Origin of the sequence: Longispora sp. NPDC051575, from assembly GCF_040681875.1 — a bacterium.
GTDB lineage: Bacteria > Actinomycetota > Actinomycetes > Mycobacteriales > Micromonosporaceae > Longispora.
Genome location: NZ_JBFAZP010000002.1, coordinates 469,005 through 489,572, shown reverse-complemented (window position 1 = coordinate 489,572; position 20,568 = coordinate 469,005). Strand labels below are relative to the sequence as shown.

At 71.8% G+C, this 20,568-nt stretch carries 14 protein-coding genes; 8 read left to right on the top strand and 6 right to left on the bottom strand.

The features are described 5' to 3' along the window. Nucleotides 1–211: 211 nt before the first annotated feature. The 3 genes from AB0M43_RS05875 to AB0M43_RS05865 all read left to right on the top strand — a co-directional run bounded on the left by AB0M43_RS05875 (nucleotide 212) and on the right by AB0M43_RS05865 (nucleotide 4,280). Entirely contained in the window at nucleotides 212–1,507 is a 1,296-nt protein-coding gene (locus AB0M43_RS05875) for a hypothetical protein (RefSeq protein WP_363721554.1), read from the top strand. A 510-nt stretch (nucleotides 1,508–2,017) separates the two neighbouring features. Continuing rightward, nucleotides 2,018–3,211 carry an acyl-CoA dehydrogenase family protein gene (locus AB0M43_RS05870; protein ID WP_363721553.1) on the top strand — a complete coding sequence of 398 codons (1,194 nt, stop codon included), beginning with the start codon at nucleotides 2,018–2,020 and terminating at the stop codon, nucleotides 3,209–3,211. A gap of 124 nt (nucleotides 3,212–3,335) precedes the next feature. Continuing rightward, nucleotides 3,336–4,280 carry an aminoglycoside phosphotransferase family protein gene (locus AB0M43_RS05865; protein ID WP_363721551.1) on the top strand — a complete coding sequence of 315 codons (945 nt, stop codon included), beginning with the start codon at nucleotides 3,336–3,338 and terminating at the stop codon, nucleotides 4,278–4,280. A gap of 125 nt (nucleotides 4,281–4,405) precedes the next feature. Here AB0M43_RS05865 and AB0M43_RS05860 read toward each other — a convergent pair whose 3' ends face one another. From AB0M43_RS05860 to AB0M43_RS05840, 5 genes are all read right to left on the bottom strand, one after another. Further along, nucleotides 4,406–5,368, bottom strand: coding sequence for a hypothetical protein (locus AB0M43_RS05860; RefSeq protein WP_363721550.1), 963 nt, complete (start codon nucleotides 5,366–5,368; stop codon nucleotides 4,406–4,408). Between the two features lie 204 nt (nucleotides 5,369–5,572). Then, entirely contained in the window at nucleotides 5,573–5,734 is a 162-nt protein-coding gene (locus AB0M43_RS05855; RefSeq protein ID WP_363721549.1) for a hypothetical protein, read from the bottom strand. A gap of 23 nt (nucleotides 5,735–5,757) precedes the next feature. Further along, nucleotides 5,758–7,059 carry a serine hydrolase domain-containing protein gene (locus AB0M43_RS05850; protein WP_363721547.1) on the bottom strand — a complete coding sequence of 434 codons (1,302 nt, stop codon included), beginning with the start codon at nucleotides 7,057–7,059 and terminating at the stop codon, nucleotides 5,758–5,760. A 95-nt stretch (nucleotides 7,060–7,154) separates the two neighbouring features. Continuing rightward, nucleotides 7,155–9,257 (bottom strand): hypothetical protein, encoded by a 2,103-nt coding sequence (locus AB0M43_RS05845; RefSeq protein ID WP_363721545.1) that lies wholly within the window; start codon nucleotides 9,255–9,257, stop codon nucleotides 7,155–7,157. A gap of 270 nt (nucleotides 9,258–9,527) precedes the next feature. Then, on the bottom strand, nucleotides 9,528–11,603 hold the full coding sequence (locus AB0M43_RS05840) for an alpha-galactosidase (RefSeq protein ID WP_363721544.1): 2,076 nt from the start codon (nucleotides 11,601–11,603) through the stop codon (nucleotides 9,528–9,530). Between the two features lie 100 nt (nucleotides 11,604–11,703). On the opposite strand from AB0M43_RS05840, the gene AB0M43_RS05835 reads away from it, so the two are divergent. The 5 genes from AB0M43_RS05835 (at nucleotide 11,704) to AB0M43_RS05815 (ending at nucleotide 19,142) form a co-directional block, all read left to right on the top strand. Continuing rightward, complete coding sequence (locus tag AB0M43_RS05835) at nucleotides 11,704–12,867, top strand: ROK family protein (protein ID WP_363721542.1); 1,164 nt, start codon at nucleotides 11,704–11,706, stop codon at nucleotides 12,865–12,867. A gap of 155 nt (nucleotides 12,868–13,022) precedes the next feature. Continuing rightward, complete coding sequence (locus AB0M43_RS05830; RefSeq protein ID WP_363721540.1) at nucleotides 13,023–14,282, top strand: sugar ABC transporter substrate-binding protein; 1,260 nt, start codon at nucleotides 13,023–13,025, stop codon at nucleotides 14,280–14,282. Between the two features lie 5 nt (nucleotides 14,283–14,287). Then, nucleotides 14,288–15,247 carry a sugar ABC transporter permease gene (locus AB0M43_RS05825; protein WP_363721539.1) on the top strand — a complete coding sequence of 320 codons (960 nt, stop codon included), beginning with the start codon at nucleotides 14,288–14,290 and terminating at the stop codon, nucleotides 15,245–15,247. Between the two features lie 2 nt (nucleotides 15,248–15,249). Beyond that, nucleotides 15,250–16,068 (top strand): carbohydrate ABC transporter permease, encoded by an 819-nt coding sequence (locus AB0M43_RS05820; protein WP_363721537.1) that lies wholly within the window; start codon nucleotides 15,250–15,252, stop codon nucleotides 16,066–16,068. A 65-nt stretch (nucleotides 16,069–16,133) separates the two neighbouring features. Further along, a complete protein-coding gene (locus AB0M43_RS05815; RefSeq protein ID WP_363721536.1) occupies nucleotides 16,134–19,142 on the top strand; it encodes a carbohydrate-binding protein in 3,009 nt (1,002 codons plus the stop codon). A 315-nt stretch (nucleotides 19,143–19,457) separates the two neighbouring features. Here AB0M43_RS05815 and AB0M43_RS05810 read toward each other — a convergent pair whose 3' ends face one another. Further along, the gene (locus tag AB0M43_RS05810; protein ID WP_363721534.1) at nucleotides 19,458–20,465 is read right to left on the bottom strand and encodes a TrmH family RNA methyltransferase; all 1,008 of its coding nucleotides are present in this window, start codon (nucleotides 20,463–20,465) and stop codon (nucleotides 19,458–19,460) included. Nucleotides 20,466–20,568 lie beyond the last annotated feature (103 nt).

Below are 20,568 nucleotides of genomic sequence, written 5' to 3'. Positions count from 1 at the left end.
CACGCCGGTCGCGTCCGTCGTGCGCCCGCCCAACGAACGCGCCGGTCCGGCGCCGGACCATGGAGCCGCCTTCCCTCCCGTGGAGCACTCCGCCGCCGGCATGTCATCGGGGGAAGGTCGATCCCCGGAAGTACCGGCATCCGACGACCCGACCCACCCTGCGACATCGGCGGCATCGACCCGCCCGGAGTCCTCAGCGTCGACCGGCTCGGTGTCCAAGGCGTCGGTCGGTCCGGCGCTCGGCACGGGGTCTGTCCGGCATCCGGGCACCGTGTCCGCCCCGGCCCGGAGTTCGCCGCTGCTCCGGGGGCCGGTGACGCCCGGCGAGTACGGCAGGGCCGTGGCTGTCGAGCTGCTGGCCGGCCTGGCCTGCGGTACCCTGCTGATCGCCGTTCCGATGTTCCTGATCAGTTTCTACGGCTACAGCACGGGGCCCGTGTTCCTGGCCACCATCCTGGCGAGCGTCGCGGCGCACCTGGCGATCCGTGGACCGCTGCTGTCCCGCGTGACCGCGTACCGGGGCCCGGTTCTCCTGACGACGGCGTTCGCGGTGGCGGCGCTTCTCGTCGTCGGCCCCTCGGACTCCTGGTCGGGCTTCTCGCTCCTGTTCCTGGTCGGCCTGCTGTCCGCCCTCCGGCAACCCGTCACCGCCGGCACGTTCCCGGTGGTCGGCCCGGCGGTCCACTCGCTGTCGCTGCTCGGCCAGGTGCTGGGCGCCGTCGTCGTCCTCGCGGTGTTCAGCGCCAGCGCACTGCTCGTCCCGTCGCTGGTCGCCCTCCTGTCGTACGTGGTCGCCGCCGGCCTCGCGTACCCGTTGGAAGGTGCGCCGGAGGTCCGTGGGGAGCGACTCACCCGCCGGAGCCGGCTGCTGATCCTGGCCGCCGCGACCGCCGAGTTCGCCTGGGGCGCCACGTTGGTGACCATGGTCTACTACCAGGGCGTGCGGTTCGGGGTACAGGCCCCTGAGCGCTTCGACAACTACCTCACCCTGATGTGGGCGGCCATGGCCGCGGTGGTGCCGTCGTTGCTGGTCGGCTGGCTCGGCAGCCAGGGCCGCACCAGGGGTCTCCCGCTGGGACCGGCGGGACCGGGCCGGCAGGTGCTCGTCGCGGCGGTGGCCGTGGCCGGCCTGCTCGGACAGGCGATCCTCCTGATCGCGGTGGCGGGGAAGAACGAGTTCGCCACGGACGCGGTCCTGGTGCCCGGCCTCACCCTGTTCACGACCCTCACGGTCCGGGCGGTGAGCCAGGCCCTCGCCGAGGGGGACGGCTCCGCGCGCGAACAGTCCGTTCTCACCCGGGCGCGTGGCCTCGCCGGCGGGCTCACCTTCCTGCTGGCGCTGTACCCGATGATCGTCTCGAGCGTCCCTCGGGAACAGCTCGCCCAGGCCGGGGTCGCGATCTCGGTCGAGGCCGCGTTCGTGGCCCTCGTGGCGGCCCCGTTGGCCGCCGTGCTGTTGCTCGATCGGCGGCGGCGCGCGGATCGTGGACGCGCCCTGATCTCCTGACGGCCCCGATCCACGGCAGCGGTCCGCGCCCGACGCACAGCGGCGGCGCGTGTTTCCGCACGTGACACCCTGTCCAGGGGAGACCAACGAGATGGACGAACCTGGCGCCCACACGTGGAGCCCGCACGCATCCCCACCACGCGGAGCCCGTGCGCGTCCCCACTACACGGAGCCCGCGCGCGTCCCCACCACGTGGAGCCCGTGCGCGCCTACCACGTGGAGCCCGCGCGCATCCCCACCACGTGGAGCCCGCATGCGCGCCCACACGCGGAACCTGCGTGCGCCCCCACACATGGCGCCCGCGTGCGCCCCCAGCACTCGGGGCCTACGCGCCCCCACATGCGGTGCACGCGTGTGACGTCTGCACCCGGGGCACGAAGCGGTGCACGCTCGTCGCGGCAGGACGTGGCGCCCAGCCCCGGTGCACGGACACGACACCTCGTGCTCCAGGCCCACGGGCGCGCCTCCCGCGCCGGTACCCATCGGGTGTTTCGTGGTTGAATCGTGGGTATGCGCAGCTCGCCTCCCTCACCGTTGGACCCGCCCGCCGCCGAACTGTCCTGGCTGGACCGCGCGGAGGCCCTGGCGGCGGACTTCGCCGACCGCGCCGCCGAACTGGACGAGTCCGCCGAACTACCGGTCGACAACCTGCGCCGGCTGCACGAGGCCGGCTTCGACACCGCCTGGCTGCCGGCCGAGCACGGTGGAGAGGGCCTGTCCTGGGTGACGTTCGGCGCGGTGCTGACCACGGTGGCGCGGGCCTGTCCGTCCACGGCGACGATCTGGCTGATGCACCTGGGGGCCGCCTACGGCCTGGTGCACATGAGCGACGACGCGAACGCCCGGTTCTTCGCGGGGGAACTGGCCCGGGGGAAGCGGTTCGCCAACGCGCTGTCGGAGCCGACGGGCGGGAATCTGTTCCTGATGCCGCTCCAGGCGGCCCGGCCGGTGCCGGACGGCTTCGTCCTGGACGGGGCGAAGAGGTTCGTCTCCGGCTGCGAGGCGGCCGACTACCTGCTGGTCAACGCGCTCGTCGACGGGGTGCCGGCGTTCTTCGGGATCACGCCGGACGCGACGCTCAAGCTCGTACCCATCTGGGACAGCATGGGGTTGCGGGCGACCCGCAGCCAGCTGATCACGTTCGACGGCACGGTGCTGCCGGCCGACCGGCGGTGTACCCGGCGGACCGACGAGCCGAACCCGATCCCGGTCGGGCTGCCGTTCCTGTCGATCGGGGTGGCCGAGGCGGCGCTGGAGACCCTGCGCGCGCACGCCCGCGACCGGGTCATCCCGACCACGGGGCAGCCGCTGGCAGAGATGCAGTGGGTCCGGTTCGCGGTCGCGGCGGAGTACGTGCGGCTGCGGGCGGCCACGCTGCTGGCGGCGCAGACGGCCTGGCTGGCCGACCAGCGCTCGCCGCTGACCAATCCGACGTCGCTGGAGGCCAAGCTGCTGGCCAACGAGGTGGCCAAGGACGTGGCGGCGCTCGGCGTGAAGGTCGGCGGCGGTTCGGGCTATCTGCGGACGTCCCCGATCCAGCGGCACTTCCGGGACGCGCAGGCCGGGGCGCTGATGGCGTACTCGGTGGAGGTGTGCCAGGACGAGGTGGGCACGGCGTTCCTCGCGGGGCCGGCGGCGGCGACCGGATCCGGGGAGGCGGCCGGGCCGGCAGCGGCCGGCGCGAAGGCGGCGACGGACGCGTAGGCGGATGCCGAGACGGCGTTCCTGAGGCCCCGGCGCCGCGGCCGCGGGCCAGAGTCAGCCGAGGCCGGGTCGCACTCGCGTCAATCCCGGCTGACAACGGCCCCCGACGAATAGGCTCTCGCTCATGACCGACGGCGACTGGAGGGATGGCGGGTTCCGGCAGCGTCGGCCCTCCGTGGAGACTCTCGCCTGGGTTGCGGCGTCGATGGGTCGGGGCAGTCGCGTCGTTGGCCATCGCCGATTGACCGGTGGCGTCTGCTCCGCCGTGCATCGGCTGACTGTCGAGCGACGTGGAATACGAACGTTCGTCGTACTGCGGCAGTACCCGGGCGGGCTCGGCCTGCGGGAGAGCTTGGCGAAGGAGATCGCCAACCTTGGCGTGGTGGCGGGAAGCGGGCTCCCGGTTCCGGGCATCCTGGCTACCGATGTTGCTGGTGCTTCGACGGGGGGCGCGCCATCGCTGCTGATGACACGGTTGCAGGGCCATGTTGACCTCCATCCGGCGGAACCCCGGTCGTGGCTGACGAGGATCGCGGAGACTGCCGTGTTCCTGCACTCCCTCGATCTCCCCGCGAAGACGTTCAGACCGTGGACGGACTCTTGGATCGCTCCTCTGGACGGGCTTCAGGTGCCGGCCGGCGCGCGGAAGTCGGCTGTGTGGAAGACGGCGTTCGGTGTCATGGCGGCGCCGCCGCCACAGGACACTGCCGTCTTTCTGCATTGTGATCTCCTGCCTGTCAACGTGCTGTGGTCGCGCGGGAGGATCACTGGACTGACCGACTGGAACTCCATCCATCGGGGGGCTCGCGCGATGGACGTCGGGCACTGCCGGCGATACCTGGCGGCGCTCTACTCGCCCGAATGGTCGGAGCAGCTACGGTCGCTCTATGAGTCGATCGCCGGGGTGACCCTCGATCCGTGGTGGGACCTGTATGCCCTGCTGCACCATGACGACAGCCAGCCGAAGTGGATCCGTGGTCAGGTCGCTGGGCGCCATCCTGTCGATGTGCCCGGCATGACTTCCCGGATCGAGGTCGCAATCGAGACAGCGCTACGGCGCCTCGGATAGCTGCGGGTTCCCTGCTGATCGCCGATCCGGTTCGGGCATACCGCACAGACCCCTACACGAAGGCCGGGCGCATCCGCGTCAACCACCGGCTAACAACGAGACACCACACGAGAGCTCGGCCCGCCTCACCGGTACCTGAACGGTGGGATGCCGTCGTTGGTGACGGGGAGCCGTTCGGTCACGATCCTGGAGTTCGTCGACGGTTTCAGGTAGAGCTCCAGTTTCGGGTCGAACTGGTCGTGCGCTTCGCGGCCGAACAGGATGATCGCGGCCACCAGGTCCCGGCGGGGGACGGCCCCCACCGCCGCGAGCCCCGTCCGGGCGTCCCCGGCCTGTTGGCGGTCCCGTTCGTCGCCGGTGGCTTCCTGTACCCCGGAGGGACGCAGTCCGGCGTCGAGTGCCTGCCGACGGGCCTCCTCGAACACGGCGGCTCCCCGGCCGGTGGTCTCCGGCATGTAGAGGTAGACCCTGCGCTCCCGCGCGGCGTAGACGACGATCCACGTCCCCCCGAAGGCCATGAGCAGCACGAGCACGGGTCGGGCGTACGTGTCCAGCGACAGCAGCCATACCGCCACCGGCAGCGCCAGGGCGCACATCCCGCCCAGCCAGCCCAGGCGGGTGATCGGCAGGTCGAAGAACTCGCCCACCCACTTCCGCACGTAGCCGCGCTCCTCCAGCGGACCCCGCAGATCCTTCAGGGACTCCCTCATCGACATGTACCGGTCGGAGCGGCGCACGGTCGGGTCGTTGGCGACCTCCCACACCTCGCGCTCGGGCGCGGTGGCGTCCGCCGGCAGCGGCAGCACCGCGACCAACGGCAGCCGGCCGTCGTACCCCGACCCGAAGAACTGGACGTACCCCCCTGCCAGCAGCCCCGCTACGACCGCCTCCCGGATCCACCCCGACAGCACGCCCAGCGACAGGATGTCCAGCGACCCGGCCTCCCCGGGTTCGAGCACCGCCTCCTCGATCTCGCGGGCGTAGGCCCGCGCGACCAGTCCCGCGCGGAGCCTGCTGCGCCGGACCGCCGCGGCGCGGAACACCGGCACGAACAGCGTCACGTAGCCCAGGAACAACAACCAGGTCACCGACGAACCCCTCTCCACACCGGTCCACCGTGTACCGACCGTCCGAGCGCGCGTCTCCCCGTGGGCGGCCTGCGGCCGTGACCTGTCCTCCGGTGTCGAGCCTCGCACCGATCGGCCCCGGCCACCTGTCGGGCGTTTGCCGGACAGGTGGCCGGGGCCGCTGATCGCACGGCCCGGAGTCCGACCGTGGGAAGGAACGCCGGTTCAGCGGTACCCGTCGCGGGTGCGGGCGAGGCTGAAGACGCCCTCGCCGCCGAAGGAGGCCACCGCCAGCCGCGCCGGGTCGGTGGCCAGCAGCCCGCGCGGCAGGTCGGCGCCGTCGTTCCCGGGGGTTGTCTCCGGCCTGGACGGGCTCGGCCCGACCAATGACGAGATCGGCAGGACGCTACCTAGACCCGCCTGGCCCGGATCACCTCGTCGTCCTGGCTGATCGTCAACCCGGTCGCCCGACCGCCCGAGCCGAGCTGGAACTCGATGTCCACGCCCCAGAACGTCGGCGGCGACACCGACGTGTACGACTTCGGCTCCAGCGGCAGCGGCGGCTGGCCGGGCAGGGTGATCGACCAGCGCCAGCCGGTACCCGTCAAGGTGATCTTCTCGCCCTTGGGGGTCTCGTAGTCGCCGCCGTACAGCTTCGTCAGCTGCTCCATGTCCGCGCCGGAGGGCCGGTATGCGGTGGCCGTCGGCGTCTTGGGCGGGTCGGGCCAGCTCAGCTGGGTACGGATCTCCGGCACCAACCGGTCGATCAGCTGGCTGCCCTTGTCCGTGGCGGTCATCACCGCGATCGTCGGACCGGGCGCGACGGTGGCGGTGACCTCGCACCGGTAGCCCTCGTTGCTGCCGGTGTGGCCGAACCGCCGGCCGGCCCCGGTGCCGGCGAGCTCGACGCCGAGCCCCCAGCCGGGCAGCTGCTCGGCGAACAGCTCCTTGGCGATCTTGACGGGCAGCAGCGGGGGCTGGTTCGGGACCGGGCCGGTGCCGGCCAGCGCGCTCTGGAGCGCCGCCGCGAACCGGACCAGGTCCGTCGGGGTGCACCACAGCCCGGCGGCGGCCAGCTCCGGGTGCACGTTCCAGCCGTTGGGCACGGGAAGGCCCCCGGCGATGGCGGGCGCGGCGACGGCCGGTTCGGGCTGGGCGTACTGGGCGGAGAACATGCCGGCCGGCTTGAGGACCAGGTCGGTCACGAGCTTGCCGAACTCCGTGCCGGTGGCGTCCTGGAGCAGCAGCTGGAGGGCGGTGTAGCCCCCGCCGGAGTACCGGGGGACGAGGCCCGGCAGCCCGGTGACCCGCACGGCGGAGCTGTTCGCCGGCGCGAGCCCGCCGAGGATCTGGGGCAGGCTCGGCAGCGGGGTGTTGTGCCGGTAGCCGGGGAACGCGCGCACGGTCAGCGCCCCGCCGTGGCTGAGCAGGTGCCGCAGGGTGACGCGGACCGGCCAGTCGGCGGGCGCGGGCAGCTTCCAGGACCGCAGCTTGGCGTTGACGTCCTCGTCGAGGTCGAGTTTGCCCTGCCCGACCAGGACGAGGGCCGCGACGGCCGCGACCGGCTTGCTGATCGAGGCGGCCTGGAACAGCAGCGACGGGCGGCAGCTCTGGGTGGCGGTCTCGACCTGCCCGTTGACGAGGGTGGCCACGGAGTAGACGGGGACGGCGGGGTCGGTGGTTCTGGCGACGAGACTGGCGAGCAGGGTCATACGACCGACCCTAGAGCCAATGCTCCATTGTGGAATGTCGGATGGGGGACCGCGCGGTGGCCGGGCCCCCGGAGGGTGCCCGGCCACCGGTCCGGTCAGGTCGTGGTGACCGTCAGGGAGTCGACGAGGAAGTCCGTGCGCAGCGACGCGTCCTCCACGCTGACGAACTTCAGGGTCACCGTGCGGCCCCGGTAGCCGCCGAGGTCGACCGTGCGGGCCACGTACCCGCCGCTGGGGTTGGTGTTCGACCACGTGGCCAGGGTCGTGGTGGTCGTGCCGTCGACCACCTGCACCTTGAGCGTGTCGTACACGGTCGGCTCGGTCTCCAGCGTGACGACGCGCAGGTAGTAGGTGAGCGTGGCGGTCGCCCCGTTCGGGACGGCGAACGACTGGGACAGCGTGTCGGTGTTGGTGCTGCCGTTGCCGCCCATCCGCGCGTACCAGGAACCCGCCTGGGCCGGGTAGGTCGTGGCGTTCGTGACCACGCCGCCGGTGATCGTCCAGCTCGCCGTGCCGCTCTCGAAGCCGCCGTTGGCCGGGGCGCCGCCGGGCGGGGCGGTGCGGTAGTCGATCGTGTGCGTGTACACCAGGTCGCGGGCCGCCGCCGAGGTGCTCAGCCCGGTCAGCGGCCGGTCGTCGTTGAACTCCTCGCGGAACGAACTCGACCGGTACTGCCGCATGTTGCTGAACGTGCCCGCGGGCCCGCCGTCCACCTGCCGCCACAGGTCGATCAGGGCACCGGCCACCCGGCACTCGACCTGGTCGCCGTCCTCGATGTTCGTCCGGCTCGCCGGCTGCGAGGAGTCGAACGGCGTCGTGGACATCAGGTCGATGAACGCGCCGTTGGGCCAGTAGAACATGCCGTCACCCTTGGCGAAGCCGGCGACCGCGTTGGCGAACCCCTCGGTCCAGGCGCAGCTCGCGCCGCTGCGCTTGTGCAGGTAGTGCGGCGACGGGCAGTCCGACGGCGGCCACCAGCCGGCGTAGAGCAGGTCCATGAAGTGGTGCCCGGTCTCGTGCAGCACCAGGTGCTCGGAGTCCGGGTCGGCGTCCATCAGCGCCACGTACTTGCCGCTCGGGCTGAAGTACGTGCCGTCGGTGCTGCCCGGCTGCCAGTGCACCGTGACCCGCGAACAGTTGCTGGTCTCCCGCGCGGTCCAGCAGTTCGTGCCCGACGCGCGGATCCCCCACAGCAGGTTCACCGTGTCGAAGGCGTGCCAACCCCGCATCTGGGTACTGGCCGGCGAGGTCGTCCCGAAGTCCTGGTCCCCGGCCGGCACGTTGCTCTTCGTCGCCGTGGTCACCGTGTACGCGGTCGAGCCGGCGTTGTTGGTGACCCGCCACAGGGCCGAGTCGGAGGTGAACTTCACCTGCACCGCGTACATCTGGGTGACCGGCGAGGTGAAGCACAGGTTGTACTTCCCGTCCGTCCCGGTCAGCCCCGACGCGTACGTCACGGTGGACGCCGACGACGTCGACTTCCCGGTCACGGCCACCGGGACGTTGCGCCCGGCGAGCCAGGTACCCGCCGGGTTGGAGAACGTGAACGTGCCCTTCGCGCAGATCTGGCCGGCCAGCGCGGCGGAGGTCGACGCCGGGGCCAGGGCGAGGGCGGTGCCGTTGCCGACCGGGCGCGCGGAATCCACGGCCACGGCCGCCCCGTCGGTGCCGACGATGCCGGCGTGCGAGCCGCCCGCCCGGTCGCCGACGGTGAACACCGTCGTCGCGTGCGCCGCGCGCTCCGCGTCGGGCCGCGCGGCGTCGGTCAGGTCGGCCTGGATCTGGGCCGGCCCGGCGGCGACGGCGGTGACCCGCAGCGACAGGGTCCGGCCGCGGGTCGACAGCGCGAACGTCTGCTCGGCGACCTGGTCGAGGCCGACGGTGCGCGGGGCGGACAGGCCCGCGCCGGTGGTCAGCCGCAGGTTCGGGGACAGCCGGACGGCCAGCCTGGCGGCGTCGACCGGCAGCTGGGACCGCAGCCGGATCCGCAGGGTCGCGGACCCGCCCACGGCGGGCAGCCGGTCGAGGGTCACGTCGGCGGCGACGCAGCTGGGCGCGACCTCGCTGCGGTGGTCGGGGGAGGGGGTGGCGGTGCATACGGTGGGGGACGCCGGATCGGCCTGCGCCAGGGAGGCGGGGGCCAGGACGACCGCGAGGGCGAGTGCGACGCCCACGGGTAGCCAGCGGGAGGGTTGCATGAGGGGGCCTCTCTGCACGGTCCGGGCACGCCTGGACCGGTGAACCGTCAAGGAGGGGCCAGCTTCCACGAATCATCGATCAGACGCAATATCACACCTCAGTCGCCGGCCCGCCCGGACTGGGCGCGGGGCCGGGTCCGTCCTGCGGGGACCCGGCCGGGCACGCTGCTGAACTGCGCGTTCGCCCAGGATGTCCGGCGGCGGCGACTGTGGATGGTTGTGAAAAACTTGGCCGGCCCACCCGCCGGCACGGGGCGCCGGTGGTCGGCGTCAGACGCGCCGGAGCCGGACCAGCGCGCTGGAGTAGTCCCCCGGCGGCAGCGGCGGCACGAGGCCGTGCGTGCGGAGCGTGTGCCCGTGGTGCACCCGCCCGGTGTCCTCGTCCCGGTAGCGCGCGCCGGGTTCGAGCCCCGCGAGCCGCACCGCCACGGGCTGGTGCGGGGGCCGCGACGTCAACCGCCAGACCAGAACCACGACCCGGTCCCCACGCTGGTACTGCACCGCGTCGTCCCCGAGCCGGTACAGCTCCCCGTGCTGCACGACCGGCCGGATGTCCTTGTACGTGGCGATCATGGCCCGGGACGCGGAGAGGTCCGGCTCCGACCAGCGCAGCAGGTCGCCGCCGAGCCCGAGCACCCCGCTCATGGCGACGTGGAAGCGGAACGCCAGCGGTACCTCCCGGCCGGTGTGCGGGTTGGGGCTGTCGGTCACCCAGGCGGCCATGGTGCGCGCGGGGTAGAGCTGGCCGTAGCCGCGCTGGATGGCGATCCGGTCGACGGCGTCGGTGTTGTCGGAGATCCAGGCCTGGTCGGTGCGGGCGAGGATGCCGAGGTCGACGCGCCCGCCGCCCCCGGCGCAGGTCTCGATCCGCAGGCCGGCGTGCGAGGCGCGGAGCCGGTCGATGATGGCGTACACGTTGGTGATGTGGTCGATCCACAGCCGCTCGCCGTCCGCGCCCCGCTGCGGCCAGCCGGGTTCGGTGAACGCCCGGTTCATGTCCCACTTGAGCATCTCGATGTCGTGCTGGCCGACGAGCTCGTCGAGCCACTTGTACGCCCAGTCGGCCACGTCGTCGCGGGCGAAGTTGAGCACGAGCTGGTGGCGCATCGTGGTCCGGGTGCGGTGCGGCATGTGCAGCACCCAGTCGGGGTGCGCGCGGTACAGGTCGCTGTCGGGGTTGACCATCTCCGGTTCGACCCACAGCCCGAACCGCATGCCCAGCCGGCGGACCTCGGCGGCCAGCGGGCCCAGGCCGCGCGGGAACCGGGCGGCGTTGGGGGTCCAGTCGCCGAGTCCGGCGGACGCGTCGCGCCGGCCGCCGAACCAGCCGTCGTCCATGACGAACAGTTCGACGCCCAGGTCGGCGGCCACGGCGGCGAGCCGGCGCTGGTTGTCCTCGTCCACGTCGAAGCCGGTGGCCTCCCACGAGTTGTAGGTGACCGGCCGCAGCTCCCCGGCCTGGGGGAGGACGTGTCCGGCCTGGTAGGCGTGCCACTGCCGGCTGGCGGCGCCGAAGCCCCCGTCGGTGTAGAGGCCGGCGAACACCGGGGTGTGGTGCCGCTGGCCGGGGCGCAGGGTCCAGCTGATGCCCTCGTGCCCGGCCCCGCCGGTCCAGCTGGCCCGGCCGTCGGGGTCGTGGTGCACGGCGATCCGCCAGCTCCCGCTCCACGCCAGCGCGGCGCCCCAGACCTCGCCGTGCTCCTCCGTGGCGTCGCCGGCGTCGAGCATGACCCAGGGGTTGGCCTGGTGGCTGGTGTGCCCGCGCCGGCTGGTCAGCACGGTCTCCGCGCGGGCCAGCGGGACCCGTTCCAGCTGGCTCTCGGCGGACCAGCCGCCGGTGACGTGGCTGAGCCGGTAGCCGTCGCGGGGCGGTGCGGTCCAGGCCGCCGCGTCGCAGCGCAGCACCTCGATCGGGTGGTCGGCGCCGGTGTTGTGCAGGGTGGCCCAGCGTTCGATCACGTCGCTGTCGTCGTGCACCCGGTAGTGCAGGGTGATCTCCAGCGGGTAGTGGTCGTCGCGGAACCGCAGGGACAGCCGGCCGCCGTCGGACTCCTGGCCGAGATAGTGCCACTGCACGCCCCGGGCCCCGCCGTCGAACCGGACCTGCAGCGACGGCGGGCCGAACCGCGCGGGCCCCTCCGCCGGGTACTCCTCGTCGATGACGCCGTCGAAGCTGCTGTCCCCGCCCGACGGCACCGAAACGGACAGAGCCTGCTCGAGGGTGAGGCGCGGGCCCCAGGCGACGTGCCGGGGGCTGTCGTCGGGGGCGAGCCGGAGCACGTACCCGCTGGACGGGGTGCTCAGCAGCCACAGCCGGTTGTCGGGGTCGTGGACCAGGGGTTTCATGCTGCTCCTCACGGGGCGACGGGTTCGAAATCAGCCTATGTTTCGGGCTCGTGAAATTCAATTCTTGACGAAGTTAATTTATGTGCCTAGTGTTCGGCCTATGAGCCCCAGACGCCCGCCGATCACCACCCAGGCATCCACCGCCGTCTTCACCCAGGTCCTCACCCAGGGCCCCGTGTCCCGGGTCGACCTCGCCCGGCGCACCGGACTGTCCTCCGCCGCGATCACCAAGGCCGCCCGGCCCTTCCTGGACGCGGGCTACCTGGAGGAGCTGGTCGCCGGCGAGCGCACCGCCCCCGGTGCCGGCCGCCCCGCCAGCCCCCTGGTCGTCCGGGCGGACCGCGAGTTCTTCGTCGGCGTGAAGATCACCACCGAGGACCTGATCGGCGTCGTCGGGGACCTGCGGACCCAGATCCGCACCTCCGCCCACCACCAGCTCGCGGCCGGGGACGTCGAACACGTCGTCGGCGCCCTCGCCGAGCTGGTCCGGGACCTGCTGGCCCGCTCGCCCGAGTACCGCGAGCGCACCCACGTCATGGGCGTCGCGGTCTCCGGCGACGTGGACCGCGCGACCGGCATGGTCCGGTACTCGCCGTTCCTCGGCTGGCGCGACGTGCCCCTGGCGGACCTGCTCGCCGAGGCCACCGGCCTGACAGTGGTGCTGGAGAACGACGTCAAGGCGCTGACCGTCGCCGAGCAGTGGTTCGGCGAGGGCGTCGGCCTGTCCTCGTTCGCCCTGGTCACCGTCGGCACCGGCATCGGCTGCGGGCTCGTGATCGGCGGGAACCTGGTCGCCGGCGCGCACGGCGTGGCCGGCGAACTCGGCCACCTGGCCGTCGCGGCGGAGCCCGCCTGCCACTGCGGGGGCGCCGGATGCGTGGAGGCCATCGCGAGCACCGACGCGATCGTGGCCCGCGCCCGGCTCGTCACGGGCACGCCGTCGCTGAGCATGGAGCAGGCGGTGACGGGCGCGCGCGGGGGCGACCCGCTACTGCGGGGCGTCTTCGACCGGGCCGGGCACGCGATCGGACTCGGCCTGACCGCCGTGGCCAACCTCGTGGGCCCGGAACGCATCGTGGTCTCCGGGGAGGGCCTGGCGGCCTACGACCTGTTCGAACCCCAGATCCGCGAGACGTTCGCCCGGCAGGCGTTCGGGGCGGCCGCCGAGTGCGCGCTGATCATCCGGCCGCTGCCGTTCGAGGAATGGGCACGCGGTGCCGCCTCGGTGGCCGTCCAGAGCCTGTTCTCGGGCCACGACAACTAGCGGGCCGGTGATCCCCGACAACTGAATTGGGATCGCATCCTCCCAAAGCGGAGGTGTGACCGGCGGAAACGTCCATATCATTGCGGATGCCCCTGACCTGGGTGATCCGTAGAACAGACTCGCCCATTCTGGGTCACCTGAACGGAGAACCCCCCGTGAGTAGCACCTTTTCCCGTCGTCGTTTCCTCAGTACGTCGCTCCTGTTCGCCGGCGGCGTGGTCGTGGCCGGCTGCGGCTCGGACCCCAAGAAGGCTCCCGGGGTGAAAGTCACCCTGAACCAGTGGTACCACGCGTACGGGGAGAAAGGCACCCAGGAGGCCGTCAAGCGGTACGCGGCCGAGTACACCAAGGCCAACCCGGAAGTCGCGATCAATGTGTCGTGGGTGGCCGGCGAGTACGAGACCAAGCTGAACTCCGCGCTGCTCACCGACGCCGCCCCGGACGTCTTCGAGATCGGCGACTTCCGCCACCAGATGGTCAAGAACGGCCACCTGGCGCCGCTGGACGACGTCCTCGGTTCCGCCAAGGGCGAGTTCAGCAGGACGGCCCTGGACCTCGTCACCGTCGACAACAAGATCTACGGCATCAAGATGATCGACGACATCATGATGCTGTACTACCGCAAGTCCGTCCTCGCCGCCGCCGGGGTCACCCCGCCGCGGACGTTCGCCGAACTGCTCGCCGCCGCGAAGAAGCTGACCACGCCCAAGCAGAAGGGCCTGTTCGTCGGCAACGACGGCATCGGCGACGTGCCCTACCTGCTGCTGTGGTCGGCCGGGGGAGACCTGCTCGACGGGAACAAGGTCGCCTTCAACTCGCCCGCCGTCCGCGAGGCCATCGGCGGACTGCGGCAACTGCACGACGCCGGGGTCCTCCTGGAGGGCTTCAGCACCGACTGGTACGACCCGGGCGCGATCACCCAGAACGCCGCCGCGATGCACTGGTGCGGACTCTGGGCGCTGCCGGCCATCAGCAAGGAACTCGGCGACGACTTCGGGGTCGTGCCCTGGCCGGCCTTCACCTCCTCCGGCACCCCGGCCGCGCGGCTCGGCGGCTGGTACGAGCTGGTCAACGCCAAGGGCAAGCACATCGACGAGGCCAAGAAGTACGTGCAGTGGCTGTGGGTGCGGCAGGAGGAACTCCAGAAGGACTGGTGCGTGAAGTACGGGTTCCACGTGCCCCCGAAGTCCGGCGTCGCGGCGAAGACCACCGAGTTCTCCGCCGGTGCCGCCAGGGACGCGGTGGAGATCTCCCAGAAGTACAGCCACTCCTTCCCGTCCCTGTGGAACACCGCGACGGGTACGGCGTTCGGCGAGGCGGCCGCGAAGATCGCCAAGCAGAAGGCCGACCCGGCCGCCGCGTTGGCCGACGCCGCCACCCGGGTGCAGGCCGAGATCGACAAGCAGCTCGGCTGAACGACATGACGACAACGACCCGTCCTCCCCAGGTCCGGACCGTGGCCACCGCCACCCGGACCCGGCGGCGGACCGACAGATCCGCGATCCTGGCCTTCGTGGTCCTGACCGCGCCCATGGTCCTCGGGCTCGGGTTGTTCAAGTACGTGGCGATCGGCTGGAGCTTCCTGCTCAGCCTGAGCGAGGCCCGGGGCACCATCGACGTCGGGTCGTGGGTGGGGCTGGACAACTACGAGTTCCTGCTCCGCGACCCGGGGTTCCGGTCCTCGCTGGTCACCATCCTGCTGTTCACCGTGTTCATCGTGCCCGTGACCTTCGCGGGCGCCCTGGGGCTCGCCGTCCTCGTGCACCGGGTACGGCGGGGCCGGGCCTTCTTCCGCACCACCTTCCTGATCCCCGCGGCCGTGTCCTACGTCGCCGCCGCGCTGGTCTGGAAGATGGCCCTGTTCAACGGCCTGCCCGCGGGGATCGCCAACACGGTCCTCGGCCTGTTCGGGCTGGACACGGTCGCCTGGGTGTCCACCCAGGACCCGCCGCTGTACTGGGTCGTCCTGGTGACCCTGCGCCTGTGGCTCCAGGTCGGCTTCTACATGGTCCTGTTCCTGGCCGGCCTGCAGTCCATCCCGCCGCACCTGTACGAGGCGGCGGCGCTGGACGGGGCCGCCGGCTGGTCGATGTTCCGGCACATCACCCTGCCCATGCTGCGCAACACGTCCGTGGCGGTGCTCATGCTGCTGCTGATCAACGCGCTGCAGGCGTTCGACGAGTTCTACAACATCTTCAGCAGCGGACTGGGCGCCAGCGCCACGGCCCCCGTCCGCCCCCCTCTGGTCTACCTGTACGGCGTCGCGCTCGGCGACCAGAACTACGGCGTCGGATCGGCCGGTGCGTTCCTGCTCACCCTGATCATCGTCGTCGTCACCCTGGTCCAGGGCCGCGTGGTCGGCTTCGGGCGAAAGGACTGACCATGGCACGCGTCCTTGTCCGCTACCTCGGCCTCGGCGCGCTGAGCGCCCTGTTCCTGCTGCCGTTCTACGTCATGCTGCGCAACTCGCTCATGACCACCCGCCAGGTCACGTCCCCCGACTGGCAGTGGCTGCCCCTCCCGTTCACCTTCGACAACTTCACGGAACTGTTCACCGACCCGTCGGTACCCATGGGCAGTGCCCTGGCGAACTCACTGCTGATCGCCGTCGTCACCGCCCCCGTCTCCACCCTGCTGGCGGCCATGGCCGGCTACGCGCTGGCCCGGATCCAGGTCCCGGGGCGCGGCTTCATCACCGCGTTCGTCGTCGCCACCCTGATGATCCCGGGCTCGGTCACGTTCGTGCCGACCTTCGTGGTCGTCGACGCGCTCGGCGGAGTGAACACCCGGTGGGGGATCATCGCCCCGGGCCTGTTCAACGCCTTCGCCGTCCTGTTGTTCCGCAGCTTCTACCTGCGGTTCCCCACCGAGATCGAAGAAGCCGGCCGGCTCGACGGGCTGGGCCACCTGGGTGTCTTCCGGCGCCTGGCCCTGCCCAACTCCACGACCATGATCGCCTCCATGGGAGCGCTGTCGTTCATCGACAGCTGGAACGCGTTCCTGTGGCCCCTGGTCATCGGCCAGGACCCCTCCACCTGGACCGTGCAGATCGCGCTGTCGACGTTCCTCACCGCGCAGACCATCAATCTGCCCGGGCTGTTCGCCGGCGCGGTCATCACCGTCCTGCCCCTGGTGGTCATGTTCGTGGTGGCCCAGCGCTACATCGTGCAGGGCATCACCATGAGCGGCCTGAAGGACTGACCGCCCGCGCGGCCGTGAGCCGCGACCGCACCTCCCCCCTCATCGCACGGAAGGACTTCCCGGACATGAAACCGTTCCCCTTACGGCGCCGTCTCCTCGCAGGAGCGCTGACCGCCGGCCTGGTACCCCTCGCCGTCGTGCTCGTCAGCAGTCCCGCCAGCGCGGCCAGCTACGAGGCCGAATCCACGGCCAACACCCTGATCGGCCGCGCCGGGGTGCGCGACTGCGCGGGCTGCTCCGGCGCCAAGAAGGTCGGTGACGTCTACGGCGGCGGCGCACTGGAGTTCCGGGGCGTCTCGGCCGCCGCCGCCGGCGGCTTCCGGCTCCGGATCCACTACACGGCCGGGGACGCCCGGTCCGCGCAGGTCAGCGTGAACGGCGGCACCGCCGGCACGGTCTCCTTCGCGTCCACCGGCGGCTGGAACACCGTCGGGATCCAGGAACTCACCGTCCCCCTCGCGGCGGGTTCCAACGTGATCAGGATCGACAGCGGCACCGGGTACGGGCCCGACCTCGACAGCATCGAGATCGACCCGCTGCCGTCCGCGACGTCGTACGAGGCCGAGTCCGCCGCCAACACCCTCGCCGGCGGCGCGGCCACGGCCAGCTGCGGCGCCTGTTCCGGCGGCGCCAAGGTCGGCTACATCGGCGGCACCGGCACGCTGCGGTTCAACACCGTGACCGCGCCGGCCACCGCCGACTACCGGCTGAGGATCTCCTACGCGACCGCCGACCAGCGCCAGGCCACCGTCACGGTGAACAGCGCGGCGGGCGTACCGGTCACCTTCGCCCCCAGCGGCGGCTGGGACAAGGTCGCCACCACGGAGCTGACCGTCCGGCTCACCGCCGGCGGCAACACGGTCACCCTGGCCAACCCGTCGGGATACGCCCCCGACATCGACCGGATCGAGCTGACCGCGAGTGGCTCGACCCCCAGCCCGACGCCGACCCCGACCCCGACCGCCACTCCCACCCCCGGCGGTGGCGTCGACATCGCGGCGGGCAACATCCGGATCAACTACAGCCTGACCACGGGCCGCGCCGACGTCTACTACTCGGGGGTCCGCCGGATCACCGGCATGTACAGCGGCGCCGACGTCGGCTCGGCGTTCGTGTCCACGAAGGACGCGGGGGCCTCCTGCTCCTACGCCAGCCTGACCGTGACGTGCACCCGCCCGGGACAGCCGACGCTGAGGCAGCGGTTCACGTTCGACGGACCCGACCACTTCCTGATCCAGCTCGAGGCCTCGTCCTCGTCGGCCGTCAGCACCAACAGGATGATCCCGATGCTGGTGGACACGGCCGGCGGCGTCGACCTCGGCGTGACCGGCGACAACCGCGTCCTGCTGGTACCGGTCGACAACGACGCCTGGGTCCGGTACGAGGCGAAGCCGGTGGACACCGTCACCACCGCGCACCGCAGCTTCGAGGTCACCTCGTTCTACGACGACGCCAGCCGCGCCGGTTTCGTGTTCGGTTCCGTCGACCACGACACCTGGAAGTCGGCGACCGTGGCCGCCGGGGGTTCGGGGAAGCTCAACCGCCTGGAGGTCACCGCCGGCCTCACCGACTACCAGTACGACTACGGTTCGGCGGACAACCGGTACCAGTTCAACCGGGAGGAGCGGGCGCACCGCGCGCTGTCGGGTACCACCGTGTCCTCGCCCCGGATGCTGATCGGGTACTACTCCGACTGGCGCGCCGGCATGGAGACCTTCGCGCGGACCAACGCCAGGGTCGTGCCCTCGCGGACCTGGAACAAGGGTGTGCCGTTCGGTTTCAACTCGTGGGGCGGGCTGGGCGCGCGGGTCGCCGACCCGAACCTGATGACCCAGACGAGTGACTTCCTCGCCGACCAGGTGCCCGCGTGGCGCAACACCGCCCCCGGCGCGGCGGCGCCCTACGTCGGCATCGACTCCTACTGGGACGCGCTGCTGGAGCCGCAGTGGTCCTACGAGGACCCGAACACGAGCTGGGCGAAGCTGGAGAACTACGTCAGCACGGTGCGCGCCAACGGCCAGGAGCCGGCGCTGTACTTCCAGCCCTTCGCGCACTTCTGGCTCGAAGGTCTCAACGAGCAGATCGGCGGCACGAAGCTGTGCCCCACCTGCCCGAACCAGACCCTCAAGCAGATGGCGCTGAAGGTGAACGGCGTGCCGATCCAGCGGGACGGCGCCTGGGCCCTGGACCCGACCAACCCGGGGGTGCTCAACCGGGCGCGGCTGGCCCTGACCAAGTTCCGTGAGCTGGGCGTGCGCTACGTGAAGATCGACTTCATGACGCACGGCACGCTGGAGGCCGACGGCTGGTACGACACCACCGCGAGGACCGGGCTGCAGGCCTTCCACAAGGGCATGGGCCAGTTCATGGGCTACGCCGGCCCGGACATGTTCGTCGACGCGGCGATCTCCCCGCTGTTCATGGCGCAGTACGCACAGGCCCGCCGGATCTCCTGCGACGCGCACGGCAGCATGAACAACTGGCACGAGAGCGAGCCCGACCGGTACCAGAAGAGCACCGAGTACATGCTCAACTCGCTCACCTACGGCTGGTGGCTCGACGAGCTCTACGCCTACAACGACGCCGACCACATCCAGTTCGGCAACTACGTCTACCAGAACAACAACGCCCAGCTGATCGGCGTCTGGCCGGAGAGCTACAACCGGGCGCGGGTCACCTCCGCCGTCATCACCGGCGTGTACCTGATCAGCGACGACTTCTCGGCCGGCGGTAACGCCGAACTGAAGGTCCGGGCGAAGAAGTTCCTGCAGAACCCGCAGGTCAACGGCATCGCCCAGCTCGGCCGGTCCTTCCGGCCGGTGGAGGCCGACACCGGCTTCAAGGCCAACAACATGTACGTGCTCCAGGACGGCGGCACCACCTACCTGGCCGTCTTCAACTTCGACAAGACCGGGGCGCGCACGTTCACGGTCGACGCGGCCCGGCTGGGTCTCAACCCGGCCACGACGTACACCATGACCGAACTGTGGTCGGGAACGTCGGGCACCTTGAGGACCTCCACCCCGGTCAGTGTGCCGACCGAGGACGCGAAGATCTTCAAGATCACAGGCTGAGGGGGGTACTCCGCGCGGAGGCCCGCCTCTCGGACGGCCCGGCCGGTCACCCCCTGGGACGAGGGTGGCCGGCCGGTGCTCCAGCGGTGCTCCGACCGTCAGAGCCGGACGGGTACTCCGGCCCGCTGGACAGAGGTCGGGGAGGTCACCTCCTCCCTCCCCGACCTCGCCGGTCCCGCCCGGGCCGCCCGGGCCCGCGACCGGATCGGAGCCACTTCCCGGAGCGCTACCGCGCCACCGTCCCGCCCACCGCCCACACCGCACCCGTCGTCCACCTCGCCCGTGCCACCGGCGCGGGCCTGGTTCGCGTCCGGGTCAGCCCGACCGTCCGTGCCGGCGGACCCGCCCGCCCCGGATCTGGGGGCGGCCCGGGCCCGGCCGTGGTCCGCGACGTCGACGGGGATCCACCCGGTGGGTCGGGGCGCCGTGCGCCGTCGGGAGCCGGATCGCCGCGCCGCGCCGCGTCGCCCGGTCGGGCGGTTCGGCCATGAGGTGCCCCGGGCCGCCGGGCCCGCCGCGCTGCACCCGGGCCGCGTACAACAGCACGGAGGCGCTGACCGCGACGTTGAGCGAGTCGGCCCGGCCGTGCATCGGGATGGTGACCCGTGGCAGCCCGAGGTCCCGCCACCCGGAGCCGACGCCCACCCGCTCGTTGCCGACCACGAGAGCGGTCCGGCCGCCGAACCGGACCTCCGGGAACGGCACGGCGTCCCCGGGGACCGTCGCCAGGAACGTGGTGAAACCGTTGCCGCGCAACCAGTCCTGGGCGGCGGCCGGCGCGCCGAACTCGAGGACGGGCACCCGCAGGTTCATGCCCCGGCTGCCCCGGAACACCATCGGGTGCGCCAGCCGGGTCCGGCGGTTGGTCACGATCAGGCAGTCGGCACCGCACGCGTCGGCGGTGCGCAGCAGCGTACCCAGATTGCCGGGGATCTCGATCGCGTCGGCGACCAGGACGAGGGCCTCCCCGGCCAGCGGGACGTCGGCGGGCCCCCAGGTCGGCACCGTGACCAGGGAGATCATCCCGTCGGGCTGTTCGCGGTCCCGGAGCCGGTCGAGGGTCCGCTCCGAGATCCGCACCGCCGTCCCCGCGTGGGCCGCGACCCGGGCGGCGAGCGCGCGGGCCTCGGTGGACGTGCCGGACTCGGGGCACCACAGGAAGGTGTCGACGCGCGCGCCCAGCTCGACGAGCATCCGGTGGGCCCACAGGCCCTCGGCGACGAAGCGCTGGTGGCGCCCCGGACCCAGGTTGCCGGCGATCTGCCGGACCTGGCGGACGAGCGGATGCCGCGCGCCGACGCGCGGCAGGTCGGAAACGTTCATGACGAGCCTTTCGGGGAAGCCGGAAGCCGCCCTCGGCCGTCGCGGCCGGGCGGATGGGGGAGCGCGACCGGCGGTCGGGCCGGCGGCGGGAAGGGGCGAGGCT